This window comes from Planococcus versutus (assembly GCF_001186155.3).
Taxonomy (GTDB): Bacteria; Bacillota; Bacilli; order Bacillales_A; family Planococcaceae; genus Planococcus; species Planococcus versutus.
Map to the genome: position 1 here is coordinate 1,953,133 of NZ_CP016540.2, position 15,407 is coordinate 1,968,539.

Annotated in this window: 19 protein-coding genes; all 19 read right to left on the reverse strand. The window is 39.4% G+C overall.

The genetic code is table 11. The annotated features are described in order from the left end of the window. Positions 1-19: 19 nt before the first annotated feature. The 19 genes from I858_RS10070 to folE all read right to left on the reverse strand — a co-directional run bounded on the left by I858_RS10070 (position 20) and on the right by folE (position 15,084). A complete protein-coding gene (locus I858_RS10070) occupies positions 20-703 on the reverse strand; it encodes a zinc metallopeptidase (RefSeq protein WP_065524485.1) in 684 nt (227 codons plus the stop codon). A 51-nt stretch (positions 704-754) separates the two neighbouring features. Further along, positions 755-1,366 (reverse strand): lipoprotein heptaprenylglyceryl N-acetyltransferase LhaT, encoded by a 612-nt coding sequence (gene lhaT, locus I858_RS10075; RefSeq protein WP_157886544.1) that lies wholly within the window; start codon positions 1,364-1,366, stop codon positions 755-757. Positions 1,367-1,429: 63 nt separating this feature from the next. Next, complete coding sequence (locus I858_RS10080) at positions 1,430-2,212, reverse strand: menaquinol-cytochrome c reductase cytochrome b/c subunit (RefSeq protein ID WP_065524483.1); 783 nt, start codon at positions 2,210-2,212, stop codon at positions 1,430-1,432. Positions 2,213-2,251: 39 nt separating this feature from the next. Further along, entirely contained in the window at positions 2,252-2,926 is a 675-nt protein-coding gene (qcrB, locus tag I858_RS10085; protein ID WP_065524482.1) for a menaquinol-cytochrome c reductase cytochrome b subunit, read from the reverse strand. A 21-nt stretch (positions 2,927-2,947) separates the two neighbouring features. Next, positions 2,948-3,451, reverse strand: coding sequence for a Rieske (2Fe-2S) protein (locus I858_RS10090; RefSeq protein WP_065524481.1), 504 nt, complete (start codon positions 3,449-3,451; stop codon positions 2,948-2,950). Positions 3,452-3,591: 140 nt separating this feature from the next. Next, entirely contained in the window at positions 3,592-4,044 is a 453-nt protein-coding gene (locus I858_RS10095; protein WP_065524480.1) for a DUF2487 family protein, read from the reverse strand. Positions 4,045-4,053: 9 nt separating this feature from the next. Continuing rightward, positions 4,054-4,614 (reverse strand): ReoY family proteolytic degradation factor, encoded by a 561-nt coding sequence (locus I858_RS10100; protein ID WP_065524479.1) that lies wholly within the window; start codon positions 4,612-4,614, stop codon positions 4,054-4,056. Between the two features lie 14 nt (positions 4,615-4,628). Continuing rightward, complete coding sequence (locus tag I858_RS10105) at positions 4,629-5,882, reverse strand: tetratricopeptide repeat protein (RefSeq protein WP_065524478.1); 1,254 nt, start codon at positions 5,880-5,882, stop codon at positions 4,629-4,631. Positions 5,883-5,967: 85 nt separating this feature from the next. Beyond that, positions 5,968-7,251, reverse strand: a complete 1,284-nt coding sequence (aroA, locus tag I858_RS10110; RefSeq protein WP_065524477.1) for a 3-phosphoshikimate 1-carboxyvinyltransferase — start codon at positions 7,249-7,251, stop codon at positions 5,968-5,970. Between the two features lie 16 nt (positions 7,252-7,267). After that, a complete protein-coding gene (locus tag I858_RS10115; RefSeq protein ID WP_065524476.1) occupies positions 7,268-8,356 on the reverse strand; it encodes a prephenate dehydrogenase in 1,089 nt (362 codons plus the stop codon). After that, positions 8,353-8,736 (reverse strand): chorismate mutase, encoded by a 384-nt coding sequence (gene aroH / locus I858_RS10120; RefSeq protein ID WP_065524475.1) that lies wholly within the window; start codon positions 8,734-8,736, stop codon positions 8,353-8,355. The genes I858_RS10115 and aroH overlap by 4 nt, the downstream gene beginning before the upstream one ends. Continuing rightward, positions 8,733-9,809 carry a 3-dehydroquinate synthase gene (gene aroB / locus I858_RS10125; protein WP_065524474.1) on the reverse strand — a complete coding sequence of 359 codons (1,077 nt, stop codon included), beginning with the start codon at positions 9,807-9,809 and terminating at the stop codon, positions 8,733-8,735. Before aroB ends, aroH begins: the two co-directional genes overlap by 4 nt. Positions 9,810-9,811: 2 nt before the next feature. Beyond that, a complete protein-coding gene (gene aroC, locus I858_RS10130; RefSeq protein WP_065524473.1) occupies positions 9,812-10,984 on the reverse strand; it encodes a chorismate synthase in 1,173 nt (390 codons plus the stop codon). Between the two features lie 184 nt (positions 10,985-11,168). Beyond that, a complete protein-coding gene (gene ndk / locus I858_RS10135) occupies positions 11,169-11,615 on the reverse strand; it encodes a nucleoside-diphosphate kinase (RefSeq protein ID WP_065524472.1) in 447 nt (148 codons plus the stop codon). Positions 11,616-11,700: 85 nt separating this feature from the next. Then, a complete protein-coding gene (gene hepT / locus I858_RS10140) occupies positions 11,701-12,675 on the reverse strand; it encodes a heptaprenyl diphosphate synthase component II (protein WP_065524471.1) in 975 nt (324 codons plus the stop codon). A 17-nt stretch (positions 12,676-12,692) separates the two neighbouring features. Then, positions 12,693-13,397: a demethylmenaquinone methyltransferase gene (locus I858_RS10145; protein WP_065524470.1), complete on the reverse strand. Its 705-nt coding sequence runs from the start codon at positions 13,395-13,397 to the stop codon at positions 12,693-12,695. A gap of 5 nt (positions 13,398-13,402) precedes the next feature. Beyond that, positions 13,403-14,197 carry a heptaprenyl diphosphate synthase component 1 gene (locus I858_RS10150; protein WP_239457130.1) on the reverse strand — a complete coding sequence of 265 codons (795 nt, stop codon included), beginning with the start codon at positions 14,195-14,197 and terminating at the stop codon, positions 13,403-13,405. A 58-nt stretch (positions 14,198-14,255) separates the two neighbouring features. Continuing rightward, the gene (gene mtrB / locus I858_RS10155; RefSeq protein ID WP_058385037.1) at positions 14,256-14,477 is read right to left on the reverse strand and encodes a trp RNA-binding attenuation protein MtrB; all 222 of its coding nucleotides are present in this window, start codon (positions 14,475-14,477) and stop codon (positions 14,256-14,258) included. A 22-nt stretch (positions 14,478-14,499) separates the two neighbouring features. Next, positions 14,500-15,084, reverse strand: coding sequence for a GTP cyclohydrolase I FolE (gene folE, locus I858_RS10160; RefSeq protein ID WP_065524468.1), 585 nt, complete (start codon positions 15,082-15,084; stop codon positions 14,500-14,502). Positions 15,085-15,407: the final 323 nt, after the last annotated feature.

The window sequence follows — 15,407 nt, forward strand, 5'->3', positions numbered from 1 at the left end:
CCCTATGTGGGCCGTTTTTTTATGAACGATTCATACTTGTATAAATTAAAATCAATCTACCCAATTCAAGAACGGCAACTGCAGTAGCTGCCACATATGTCATGGCTGCTGCACTCAACACTTTTTTAGCGTGTCGCTCTTCTTCGTTTCGAATAATGTTATGCGATAACAATTGGTCCATCGCTCGACTGGAGGCATTAAACTCAACAGGCAAAGTTATTAGCTGGAATACAACACCCGCTGCTAACAGAACAATACCAATCAGTAACGCCCCACTCCATGCGGAGAAAAAGCCGATCATAATAAAAACCCATGACATATTTGATGAAATGTTTACAATCGGCACTAACCGATGACGCAAGCGCAAAAACGAATAATCTTCTGCATCTTGGATAGCATGTCCTACTTCATGAGCCGCAACAGCTGTACCAGCAATAGAAGCATCATTATAGTTATGGCTACTTAGTGCCACTGTTTTGGTCACAGGATTGTAATGATCGCTGAGCATACCGCGACTTTCAATAACCTTAACATTTTGCAAACCATTAGCATCCAATATAATGCGTGCGACTTGAGCACCTGTTTGTCCTGATGTTGAACGTATTTTCGAGTATTTTCCGTATGTTCGTTTTAATTTAAATTGAGCCCATAATGGGATGATCAACAAAAGAATAAAATAGAAGATATAACCGCCTATACTCATCTGTAAAACAGCACCTCTTTCTACTTGATGCTTTTATTTTACTTTCAATAGTCAGTGTTGGTCAACTAAAACGGATTGTGATTTATTCAAATAAGCTACATAAAAGGCAAAGCTGACACAAGCAATAGAAAGCCAAAATGTAAAATAACCAATTTGGCTACTGTATTCGCTTAATCTGCTATAAATAGGCATTTGGTCAAATACGTAATCGATCACATCGTTATGCAATGTCCAAATTGCTGTTAACGCAACGGATAGCCACCCAAAACGGTAGTGCTCGATATATAGGACCGCTTGCAACGCCATTGCAAAGTGAGAGCCTATTAACATCCAACCAATCCAGCCGATTGAACCCGTTTCCCAAAGTGTCAACAAATTCATAACAACTGCCCACAAGCCATATTTAATCAGTGTGATAAAAGCCAATGCTTCAATTAACCGGTTTCGTTTTCCAAAAATCCATAACCCCAGAACAATTGTAAAAAACAAACTAGCTGTCGGACTATCCGGAACAAATAGCAAAAAAATAGGTTCTGTAATTTTTAACTGCCAGCCATACCATATGTATCCATAAACGGTACCACCTAAATTGATCAAAAATAGCAAAATCAAAAATGGACGGTACATTAGCCAAGCTGAAATTTTAATCGCGAAGGAAAGCATCATTTTTCTTCCTCTCAAGGTAGAAAAAAAGAGCCGGTTTCCCGGCTCTTTTTCTATTATTGATTATTCTGCTTCAAGGCCTGAAATAAATTCAGCTAGGACTTGTAGATCTTCATCTGTTCCATCCCATGAAGGAGGCATTACTTGCGCTCCGTCTTTTTCAATCCCGTTGACAGCAATTTCAGAGATTTCTTCAGGAGTCAAGCCAGTCCCAACTAGTGTTGGTCCAACAGCTCCTTCTAAATTATCTCCGTGACAACTGATACATGCAGCGCCAGAATATACTTCATATCCTGGATCAGTTGTATCGATTTCCACTTCTTCTGTAATTTGCCCTTGTGCTTCAGCAGCTTCCCAGTCATGGTTAGCTACTGATTCCCATGTAAGGAAAATGATTGCTACTATAGCAAGAATCATAAATCCTGTTGGCAATGGGCGTTTCGAAGGACGTCTTTCTGGTCCACGATCTAAGAATGGTGCTAGCATAAGTGCTCCAAAAGCAAGTCCTGGAACAATGATAGCGCCCACGATATTAAATGGTCCAGAAGCAAATTGGTACTTCAGTAATTGATATAAGAACAAGAAATACCAGTCTGGCAAAGGAATATATGCTGTATTAGTCGGGTCAGCCTGGCCCTCAAGAGGCGATGGGTGAGCAACTGTCAACAGCAGATAACCGATTAAGAAGACTGAACCAATCATCCATTCTTTCAAAAGGAAGTTCGGCCAGAAAGCTTCTGTTTTACCAGGGTATTCGGAGTAATCTTTAGGAACATTCGGCTGACGGAATTCCAAACCTGGAACACGCGAATCCCCTACAAATTTCATCCCTTTTCCGCGATGCATAAGTGTTCCCTCCTTAAAAAATCCTTGTTACGCAATGATTTATAGCGGTCCTGAAATACCTTGTCTTCTAATCATAATAAAGTGAGCAGCTAGCAACCCAAGCAACGCTGCAGGTAAGAAGAAGACGTGAATCGCGAAGAATCGTGTCAAAGTCTGTGCACCAAGGATTGTTGAATCCCCAGCCAATAGAATTTTGATTGAATCGCCAATCACCGGTACAGAAGCTGCAATTTCAATCCCAACTTTTGTTGCGAATAGAGCTTTCATATCCCATGGAAGCAAGTAACCTGTAAAACTTAACCCAAGAATGACACCGAATAGTAAAACGCCAACTACCCAGTTCAATTCACGTGGTTTCTTATAAGAACCTGTAAAGAATACTCGTAGGGTATGAAGGAAAATCATAACAACTACAAGAGAAGCCCCCCAGTGATGCATCCCACGCACAATTTCTCCAAAAGCAACTTCGTTTTGAAGATAGTAAACCGACTGCCAAGCATTTTCAATATCTGGCACGTAATACATCGTTAAGAACATACCGGATAAGATCTGAATCACTGTAATGAAAAATGTAAGTCCCCCAAAACAATAAACAAATGCTGAAAAGTGGTGTGCGGGGTTTACGTGCTCAGGTACTTCATGGTCAGCAATATCACGCCAGATAGGCGTAATGTCCAATCGCTCATCAACCCAATCATATAACTTGTTTAGCACTGGTGTCGTACCCCCTAACTATTAAACTAGTGTGTTATCTCTTACTGCGCCGATTGCAACAAAACCATCTTGTTCTTTAACTTGATACTCATCCAGTGGTCCAAGCGGCGGTGTTCCTGCAATGTTTTGACCATTTTTCTCATAACGGCCAGCGTGACACGGACAGAAAAATTGTGTCGGGTGTTCCGGAGAACCTGCCCAGTTCACTGTGCAACCTAAATGTTTACAAACTGGTGAAAGTGCGATTAATTTGTCGCCTTCTTTATACACCCAAGCTGAATTCGTCACTTCAGATTTGTACCAAGCGTCTGTTTGTTCAAATGTAAAGTCGACACGCACTGGCTCTTCTGTGATATCAGCTACAGCTTGATCAGTTAAAACGTAGTCTCCGCCTTCATGTTGTTGAAGAATCGGGTCTACTGCAAAACGAACCATTGGCATCAACATACCTGCTGCCATGAAACCACCTACACCTGTTAATGTGTAGCCTAAAAATTGACGTCGTGATACACGATTATTACTCATCCTTTTCCCCCCTCTAACATTCAAGGTCAGTCCAATGGACATACTCATTCAAATATAATTACTAGGACAACCTAATGATATATCAATCAATTCTGTAGGTCAATATCGCAAAGAGCCTATTCAAGCAGTTTGTGAACATTTCATGAATGATGTGACCATTCTTTTGTAAATAGCGGTAATACCTGTCTTAACTGATCTTCCATTACCGAATTTTTAAACGATTGATCCATATCTTCTATTGGAATTGCCGGTAACCATAAAACATTTTTCAAGCTATCCAATGTTCGCCATTCAGAATCAGTAGTCAAATAAAATACATGTTTGAATTTTGTATGCTCTACTTCTTTTGTCAGTTCATCAGCTATTCGTTGTCGGTCTGCAGTTTTTCCATAAGAGATAGGCGGCAGCAAAAGAATCCGCCCTTTAAATTGTTTTTCAAGCAAAGCCGTTAAATTTTGCAAATACTCAGAAGCCCCTGCGCTTGACTTCATTCCTGTTTCGCTCAAATCTATTTGAAGTAGCGGCACTACAACTGTATCGATATAGTCTTGCTGATTTAAATATTGATCAATTTCTTTTCCGATAAAATGCATAATCGCTTTTCACTCTCCGTTTTTTTTAGTAGAATTCAATGTTTGCAGTATTGATGAAAGTTCAAAGAAACGATCACGATCGTTAGCATCCAAAGCATCATCAATTTGTTTAGAAAGAGACTCTTCTTGAAAAATCGACATACTCTCTGCGAGAATTTGTTCAGCAGTTTGACGATCTTTCTCATCAATTGATGCATCTTCAGGTACATATGGATTTTCTTCTAGCACCGATAAGTATAGTACCGGCGGTGGAATGTTTGGAAAGTTTAATTGAATATACAAATGCTCTTCCGGATTTAACCGCAAATCATGAAATGACTTTTCTGCATCTGCTGTCATTAAATTCCCCTTGTAAAAGCGGAATGGAATTTCTTTCGACTCACTTGAGGACATAACCATCGCGCGTGGACAATAATGCGCTTCTTCAACAAAATGAGTTTTATCGAGTAGCTCTTCGTTACTTAGCATATAGTTCAAAATCCAAATGCATTCACGTCTTTTCATCTTGTATGATTGCAAAAACCAACGGACAAATTGCTTTTTTTCACCTAAGGATATTGAAGCGGTCATGAAACTTCCTCCTTTCAATCGAAAGACTGTTGCCAATCAAACCACTCGGGGTTTTCTGGTTCTAGTACTTGCAATTCTTTAATAATTTCGAGAGCAACTTCTCTTTTTCCTTCTTCTATTAAAAATAAAGCGTATTTCTTTAGAAAAACAACGTCGTCTTTAAAAGAACTGTAAGCTTTTTCATAATAAATCATCGCTTGTGCATAGTCTTCTGTACGTTCATAAGCTTCTGCAATCATGGGATATAAACCAGACCAGTCATCCCCACTTTCAATGACCATTGTCGCAAGCTCAAGTACATCATCATCTTGCTCTTGTAAATGGAAATAAGATATCAGCGTAAAAATTGCTTCCATATACTCCGGGTCTAGCGCGATTGCCTGTCGCAGATGATGAACACCTTCATTTGACTTACTCAGTTTTAATGCAAGTTTTCCTGCAAAGAGATAGAGCTCTTTATCAAATTCGTCTCTTGCGATTCCTTCACTTATTGCTTGATATGCAGCTTGATAATCTTCTGCCATATTCAAACTTTGAGCTTTTAATAAATAAGCAGAAAAATAGTCTGAATCAATTCCAATTAATTCATCAAGACGGCGAACAGCCATCTCGTATTGACGCGTCTGAAAAGCTGCGAATGCTGCTCCAAACAAAACGTCGGGCGAAGCTTGACTCTCTAGAGCCCTTTCGTAATAAGGCAAGGCCTCTTCATAAGCCGCTCCTGCACTATATACTTCAGCAAGTCTCTCAGAAATATTGACGCCTTCAATAACAATTTGCTGTGCTTCAAGCTGTTGATAAATTGTGGCAGACTCAAGGTAGCGCCCAGAATCTAATAATAGCTCTGCTTTTGCTTGTTGCAATAGAGGTTCATCCGGCAATAATTCGATTGCTTCATTTAACCGACTTTCCGCAGCTTCGAGCAAGCCTTGCAATTGGAACAAATCAGCTAATGTTACAAGTGCTTGAGCATATAATTCATCGTCTTTTGAGATTTCCATCAAAGCATTTAATGCATCATCTTCTCGGTCTGCATCAATTAATAAATTAGCTCGGTCAATAACAAGTTGTGCTTCTTCCGGAAAAATAAACTCAAGATGTTCGATTACTTTGATTGCTTCTTCCACAAATCCGATTTCTGCTAGCCACTCTGACAAACCGTATTGCTCATCCGGGTTACCGTTAAGTAAATAATCATCAAGTAAGGTATTTAGAAGATTGGGATCTCCTTGTTCTACCGCTTTTTGTATTTGTTCTATAGTCGCCATACAATCACCTATTCCTTCACATTCTACCTATCATCCTACACGAAAGGCAGTTATTATCATAATAAAAAACTCTCCATTAGGAGAGTCATTTTGTCAGTATATTGAGATGTTCAAAAAAACTTGGATAGGAAATTGAAATGCATTCGGCATCATCAATCACAACTTCTCCTGTCGCTATTAAAGCGGCTATCCCCGCCATCATTCCTAAGCGATGATCTCCGTAAGAAGTCATTTTAGCACCTATTAACTCTGTTGGACCGTGAATAATCATGCCATCTTCTGTCGCTTCGATAGCTGCGCCCATTTTTGACAATTCTTTAACAACTGCTGCAATCCGATCTGTTTCTTTCACACGCAATTCTTCAGCGTCTTTAATGACAGTCGTTCCTTCTGCTTGAGTAGCAATCAATGCGATCAACGGCAGTTCGTCAATTAAGCGCGGAATCATTTCGCCACCAATTTCAATTCCTCTTAATGCACTTGAGTAGACTGTTATGTCAGCTGAGCGTTCACCTTGTGTGTCATTTTCATTTACTTCAATACGCGCACCCATTTGTTCAACAACATCTAAAATTCCTGTACGTGTTGGGTTGATGCCGACATTTTTTAATACCACTTTACTGTCTTGTGTAATTAAAACAGCTCCAATTATAAATGCAGCAGACGAAATATCTCCAGTGACTTGGACATGAGCCGCTGTGAGCTTTTGACCGCCTTCAAGTTTTATGACATGATCTTGACGCGTAATTGTTGCGCCAAAATGTTCCAACATAATTTCTGTATGGTCACGCGATACAATCGGTTCGTGGATAATGGTTTTGCCATCTGCTTTTAAAGCAGCTAATAACACCGCTGACTTCACTTGTGCGCTAGCAACCGGCAACGTATAGTCAATTGCTTTCAACTGTGTGCCTTGAATCGCTAACGGTGTGTAGTGTCCGTCTTGACGTCCTTTAATATCTGCGCCCATTTCACGAAGTGGACTGATGATTCGCTTCATTGGACGTTTAGCAATTGATTGATCTCCAGCCATGATTGAATGAAAAGAAGTTCCTGCTAATAACCCGAGCATTAGACGCGTGGTCGTACCTGAGTTTCCTGTATCTAAAACTTGAGAAGGCTCTTTCCATAAATCGTCTCCTTGACTTTTGATGGTCACTAAATCGTGCGTCACTTCGATTTCTACGCCTAATTTTCTAAAACAAGAAATTGTGCTCAAACAGTCATCTCCCATAAGAAAGCCTTCGACTGTCGTGATGCCCGTCGCTATAGAACCAAACATAATTGCTCGGTGAGAAATTGATTTATCTCCCGGAACTTGTATACTGCCGGTTAAGCTTGGATTGTTATATGATAACGATAAAGCCATAGAGCCATTCATCCTCTCAAGAAATATACGTATCGTAAATCGTACGTGTTGAAATACATTTTTGCGCACGCGCGCGATCTTCAGTAGTTTGAAAACTAATAATTAGTATACCGAAGACATCTTCACGTGTTTCTAAAATTCGCAAATTGACAATGCTGATTTGTTCTTCTGCCAAATAGCCCGTCAGTTCCGAGATAACTCCTGGCACATCAGGTATATCGATATATAAATCGAACACTGAAAACATAGCACCATGTCCAGAAATCGGCAATTTATCTCGAACCATTTTAGCGTGTGTAAAATACTCTTGAATCGGCTCCGGGTCATTTTTTTGAAGCATTTGCTTTAACTCTTCCATTTGCTCCATCCAGTTTTCTAACTGTTGAACAATCATCACATTGTTTTGAGTCGTAATATCTCGCCACATTTCTGGATTTGCTGAAGCAATACGTGTAGTATCTCGAAAACCACCCGCTGCTAATTGGCGAGTGAACGGGAATTTTTCTTCATGGTCAAGTTGATGAACCAGCGATGCCGCAATTAAATGAGGGAAATGACTAACAATTGCAGTCATATGATCATGTTCTTCAGCAGTTAACACTTTGATTTTAGCTTTCGTGACTGCTAATAAATTTGTTAAACATTGCATGTGTTTTTCATCAGTTTGATGGTTTGGCGTTAAAATATAAAAGGCATTTTCAAACAAGACCTCTTTTGCAGCTTCTACACCACTTTTATGCGATCCAGCCATAGGATGACCACCAATAAACAGATGGTTTAGCTTTTTAGAAGCTTCCATTATTTGTGTTTTTGTACTGCCGGTATCTGTTAATATGACATCATCTTTTAATTTCCAGTACTTGCTTTGTTCCATCAACTTGATCGTGGCACCTACAGGCGTCGCAAAAATAATAACATCTGCTTCTGATGCAGCTTGTTCAAGTGATGGTGGTGAACTATGTATGATACCCATTTTAAAGGCTTTCCTTGAAGTTAACGCACTAGAATCGTAGCCTGCCACATGGACATCACGATTGCGCTGAAGCGCTTTTGCGAGAGATCCACCAATCAAGCCCAATCCAATAATTAAAATATGCTTAGTCACTTTGAACTCACCTGGCTTTTAGCTGATAAATCCGGACGTAGTTTTTTAGCTTCGTTTAAATAAACATGATGAATTTCTTTTTGACCCACGCCTGTATTAACATGCATCATGACACGGATGCATAAAGGCATACTGCCTGGAACATCCATTTCATGCGTACACATGACGGGTACGTAATTCCACTCTTTAATGGTTCTTACGGCTTTAGCAGGAAAAGCTGAAGAAATATCTGTAGTTGTCGAAATGATAACAGATGCGACATCTTCGGGCTCAATGTTATTTTCTTTAGCCATTTCCAAAACAAGACGTTGTGTTTCTTCTTGGATTTCATCCGCATGATCTGCGGAAACCGTAATTGCCCCTCTTATTCCACGTATCATGAAATCACTTCTCCTATCTGCAAAATTAGTTTGTCGTAAGCTGAGCGTGCACGTTTTTCATCTATTTCTTCTACAAACGGTTGTCCTGTTTGTTCGAGAAGAATAAAATTTAATACCCCTTTTGACGATTTTTTGTCTTTTTTCATATAAGGCAGTAATTCTTCAAAAGGTAATTTTTTAAGTAAATGGAATGGATAGCTATTCGCTATAGACCATTGAATAAATTCGTCCAATTTATGATGATTAGACAAAAGCAACGCATACGTCATCCCAACCACCACCGCTTCACCATGAGTAACTTTACCATAGCCGAGATAGCCTTCTATAGCATGGGCTAATGTATGCCCAAAATTCAAATATTTCCGGACACTGCCTTCAAATTCATCTTCTTCAACAATCGCCGCTTTTACAGCAATGCCTTTTTCTAGATGATAAGTTAAGTCTGTTTCAGTCAATTGCTTAAAATCCTTGATAGCCAATATTTCGTCAAGCCAACCTTTGTTGGATATAAAAGCATGTTTGATCACTTCTGCCATGCCTGAACGAACTTCACAAAGAGGTAATGTAACTAATAAAGAGCTGTCATACAACACGGATGCTGGCTGATAAAATGTCCCAATCATATTTTTTCCTAATTCGTGATTGATAGCCGTTTTACCGCCTACTGCACTGTCGTGAGCTAAAATGGTTGTTGGTAGTTGTACAAATGAAATCCCACGCATAAATGTTGAAGCGACAAACCCAACAACGTCTCCTGTAGCGCCTCCACCAAATGCTAACAATATAGAATTCCGTGAACACTGCTCCGTAAGCAAAAAGCTATGACAGGCCATAAAAGTTTCCACAGATTTCGCATTTTCTCCTGATGGAATTGTAAAAACAGCAATTTCCCAATTCGATAAAAAACTCATCAAATAGTGTAAGTGAAGCTCAGCCACTCGTTCATCAGCGATGATTACAATTCGATCGGCTGCATCGAGTAAAGGTCGATAAGCATCCATAAACAACCCATACACTCCAGAACCAATATGAACGCTATAAGGGCGATCAGCTTCGACTCGCAATTGCCTCATATTTAAAACTCCTTTGTGTAATCCATATAGTTTTTCAAATTATCCACTAAGCGTGGCATTTGATCTGCATCAAATTGCTCTAGCAATGCATTTGCTACTTCCCATGCGACAACATGCTCTGCAACAATCGAAGCCGCCGGCACGGCACAGCTATCCGATCGCTCAATACTTGCTTGGAAAGGCTCTTTTGTTTCGATATCAACACTTTTCAGTGGTTTGTATAAAGTTGGAATAGGTTTCATGACTCCTCTAATAATAATTGGCATACCCGTCGTCATGCCTCCTTCGAATCCACCTAAGTTATTAGTTTTACGTGTATATCCATTTTCTTTGTCCCACAAAATTTCATCGTGTACTTCACTACCAGGTTTTCTGGCCATATCAAACCCTAAACCGAATTCGACACCTTTAAAAGCATTAATGCTCATAATGGCAGCTGCCATTTTAGCATCGAGTTTTCGGTCGTAATGAACATAACTACCAATCCCCGCTGGCATGCCTTCTACAATTACTTCGACTGTACCACCTATAGAATCACCATTTTTCTTCGTTTCGTCTATTAAATCTGTCATTTGTTTCGTTACTAATGGATCTGCACAATAGACGGCATCGTTTTCAACAATTTCTCTGATGTCATCAGCAGACTTTCCAAGATAACTTTCAGGATTTACTTTAATACCCCCTATTTCTGTAACATGTGAAACAATTTTGATGCCAAGTTCAGCGAGTAATTGCTTGGCTACTGCACCTACTGCCACACGTACTGTTGTTTCACGTGCTGACGATCGTTCTAGAACATTCCGAAGATCACGGTGTCCATACTTCATGCCGCCATTTAAATCGGCGTGACCAGGTCGTGGACGTGCTATTTGGCGTTTCACATTTTCTGTTTCTTCAATTGGTTCGATTCCCATAATAGAAGTCCAATGTTTCCAATCGTCATTTTTAACGACTAAAGCGACAGGAGACCCTAATGTTTTACCATGTCTGACGCCTGAAACAATTTCGACTGTATCTTTCTCGATTTGCATTCTTCTACCACGTCCGTGTCCACCTTGTCGTCTTTTTAATTCTTTATTAATCATTTCTGCCGTCAAAGGTAACTGCGCTGGCAACCCCTCTATAATAGCTGTTAATTGTGGACCGTGTGATTCTCCTGCTGTTAAATAACGCATTTACACTTTCTCCCTTCAACGTGCTAAAGTATTTATATACCACTATACCATAAGACATTTCTTCAATTCCATATAAAAAGGACATAAAGTGAAACTTCAATCAATTGAAATTTTATCGAGGATACATTGCGATTCTCTATACAAAAAAGCTGCCCCACTTGGGACAGCTTTTTGATCGGGTAAATTAGTTAACCCAGTTGTTCATTGTTTTTTCATATGAAACCAATTCTTCTTCTTTGAAGAACAAGCCGATTTCACGTTCTGCACTTTCAGCAGAATCCGAACCGTGAATCATGTTTTTACCAACAGTGACTGCGAAGTCTCCGCGGATTGTTCCTGGAGCAGCATCTTTCGGGTTAGTCGCGCCCATCATTTGACGTGCAGTCAAAATAACGTTTTCGCCTTCCCAAACCATTGCAAATACAGGACCTGAAGTGATGAATTCAACTAATTCACCGAAGAATGGACGCTCTTTATGCTCGCCGTAATGCTCTTCAGCCAATTCAGTTGGAATTTGCATCAATTTAGCACCTACTAAATGATATCCTTTTTTCTCGAAACGTGCGACGATTTCTCCGATTACGTTGCGTTGAACGCCGTCTGGTTTAACCATTAAAAATGTTTTTTCCAATGTAAACACTCCTCTATTAAAAGCTCGGGCGTTTTGCCCACCTTAAAAAATACTATCATTGTCGAGTCATTTGTCAACCAACAACTTAAAAATTTCGTTTTCCAATAAAAAATGCAATTTTGCGCATGGTTTTTACGCCTTGACCTTTTGGTAAAAAGGACAGTTCACGCAAAGCCTTCTGAAGGTAACGCTCGCTCATTGTTTTAGCTTCTTCAATTCCCGAACTATTGCGTATTGTACTGACAATTTCCAATCGCTCGTCATTCGTCAATTCTTTCTTCAAATTGGCTTTTAACATCGCATAGATTGCGGAATCATTTCGTGCACATAAAATGGGCAACGTAATATTCCCTTGAATAAAATCGCTACCTGCGGGTTTACCTAGCTCTTCATCTGTTGATGTAAAATCAAGAATGTCATCAATAATTTGAAAAGACATTCCAATAAAATAACCAAATCGACGTAAATGTGCTGCTGTTTTCTCATCCGTACCTGAGACAAGCGCACCTAATTCACAACTTGATGAAATCAATAAGGCTGTTTTTCGTTTGATGCGTCGTAAATAATCTCGCAAGTTTTGATCAAGTTTGTATTTATCTTCAATTTGAATAATTTCGCCTCGGCAAACTTCAATCAATGTTTTAGATAAAATCTCATGTACACGAGGTGACTTGACTTCAGTAATTCTCTCTAATGCTCTCGCCAAAATAAAATCGCCCGTATACATAGCCACACTGTTGTTCCACTGTGATTTAACGGTTGGTTTACCTCTACGAATCTCTGAGTCATCTATGACGTCATCGTGGACTAAAGACGCCATATGGATCAGTTCTAGCGGCACAGCGACTTGTTTCATCACATCAATGTTATACTCTCCAAATTTTCCAGCAAGTAAAACAAAAACAGGTCGGATTCTTTTCCCTCCGGCCTGCAATAAATGAAGAGACGCATCATTTAAAAGGAGAGACTCGGAATCCACTGCCTGTTCCAATTCTTTCTCGATCATTTCTAGTTCCGGTTTAAGATCGGAATAGAGCAATTTCAACTTCATCTTTTCCACTTAAAATCCTTCTCCCGCTAGTTTACTTTTTTTATTCCTAAATGGAGGGCTGCGGCGCCTCCAGTGTATGGTTTGTATTTTACTTTTTCAAATCCGACTTCTGCAAACAACTTCGCTAATTGTTTCATTCCGGGAAAAAGTTTGGCCGATTCTTGAAGCCATGAATATTCACTGTAACTTTTTGCAAATAGTTTACCGAAAACTGGCATGATAAAACGGAAATACATTCTAAAAAACGGTTTGAATATAATATTTTCAGGCTGTGACGTTTCTAAGCAAGCAATCATTCCACCTGGCTTTAACACGCGGTGCATTTCAGTAAGCGCTTGACGATAATCTGGTACGTTACGTAACCCGAATCCAATAGTCGCAAAATCAAATGAGTTGTCAGGATATGGTAGAGACATCGCATTCCCTTGTATCAATTTGATTTGCGGCATATCTTTTGTTTTATCATATCCGACATTCAGCATATTCTGACTGAAATCGAGCCCAATAACTTGTCCTGTTTCTCCAACTGCTGTTCCTAATGCAATAGTCCAATCAGCCGTTCCGCAACAAACATCGATAGCTGCGGCACCTTTTGGCACTTGCATTTTGTACATCGTATCTTCGCGCCACTTATTGTGTTGCTGAAAACTAATGACTGAATTCATTTGATCATAGTTTTCAGAAATTTTTTCAAATACTTCATGAACTCTTTGTTCTTTTGTTTTAGGCATATCAGTCATCCTTCTCGGGTCAGCTGCTCAGCTCTATGCTGGTGCGGGGTTATTTGATGGAGCAAAAACTGTTCTAATTCATAGTCAAGTTTACAATCAGTGATGGACATGGTTATTTGTTCATGCAAATTACACAGTTTTTCCATCAACCAATACTTTGTATAATTTTTATCGAGCAAAATTGTATTTGCTTCATGTAAGAAATGCGTGAAGTTTTCAGATTTTAAACGCTCAAGTTCTTCGGCATACCGCAAGTAAAGTAACGCCTGTTTTGCAAGCTGAGCATATTCAGAATAACCGTAAAAATTATAAAATGACATTAAAAGTTCAGTTTCAATAACAATTATTGCTTTTTCGATTTCATCCATTGTTCGAGGTTTCTGCTCAAAAAAAGAAGTTTTACTTTCACTCACTCGAATAATAGCCGTTGCCAATTGTTGGACCATAGCAATGTTCTTTGTGCTAACAAGCATTTGATAATAAATACCGCTGTATAAGTCTCCAGCTAAAACCGTTAACTGCTGTTCTTTAACAATAGGAGTTTCTTCTCTTATTTGATCATGGGAATGCAATGCTGCATAGACGATTGCAACTGTTTTTGCAGAAGATTCAATTTCCATCGACCAAGTTTTCCCGCTTAAAAAAGGCAGCAGTAAAAAAAACAAACGGCACTCTTTGACAGAGGGACCTTCTGTAAATTGATCGAGCGTCCGCTGATGTACAGCATTTAAGATCTCGACTTCCATAGAGAGTATTTTCGATTGTATTTGATGTCCCTTCATACCGCTTGCTCCATTCATGATTTAGCCATACTACAATAGTATATCACAGGCATAGCCCTGCCTTCATCAATATCGTTTATTTTTTAGCTTCACTTTCAACGATGCCGTGAGCAGAATGAATTTCCGCTTTTCCGCGAATTTTCATAGCTGAAGTGTGCTCTGTAAATTGAGCAATCATTACTTCGCCTTTATCCAATTTTTCAGTATGGTGAAATTTTGTATCATTGCCGCGAGTCAATCCAATTACGTTCACGCCATCTTCTTGAGCGCGAATTACAATATATTCTGTCTGAGCCATTTCCGCACCTACTTTTTAAGTTTTAGTTCATATTAATATATGTGATAATTTCCGAACGCTTTACTGCATCGGTTTCAAGTACGCCACGCGAAACTGCTGTTACTGTTTTCGCTCCTGGTTTTTTGATCCCTCTCATGGTCATGCACATATGTTCCGCTTCTATCATGACATAAACACCATGTGGATTTAAAGTATCCATTAGCGAATCTGCAACTGACGAAGTAATGCGTTCTTGAAGTTGCGGTCGTTTAGCGACTGTTTCTACAGCACGAGCCAGTTTGCTTAATCCTGTCACGACTCCACCGCGCGGAATATAGGCGATATGGGCCTTACCGAAAAAAGGCACAAGATGATGTTCACACATCGAGTAGAAAGGAATATCTTTGACAAGCACTAATTCTTCATGCCCTTCATGAAAAACTGTTTTAAAATATTCTTTTGGATCTTCTTTTAATCCTGAGAATACTTCCGCATACATCTTAGCTACTCTTTTAGGCGTATCCTTTAATCCTTCCCGGTTTACGTCTTCTCCAACCGCCTCTAAAATCATTGAGACTGCTTGTTCTATTTTATCAAGGTCTACTTTTTGTGCATTTACATCTATCATTCTGCTTCCTCCTGTTGAAGACGAATCGTTTTTTGTAGCAGGATGTTAAAGACTACTGTTATTTGCCTCTTAACGAAACCTATCCAATCTTTTTATCTCTATATTTTTAGTTTTGAAAGCTTTTTTCAATTCGTAAGCCATTTCATCTATGTGGAAAAAGACGCTACTTCTGTGGTCTGTCTTCCCCTTGTCGAATTTTGCTCAATCGCTTCTACTTTTCTCACATGAATCGTAGCACACGCACAGGTGTTTCGCAAAATTGTTGGCTCAAAAAAAGGACGACTTTTGCAAGATTGTGTCTCGCAAAAGTCATCCTATGTACA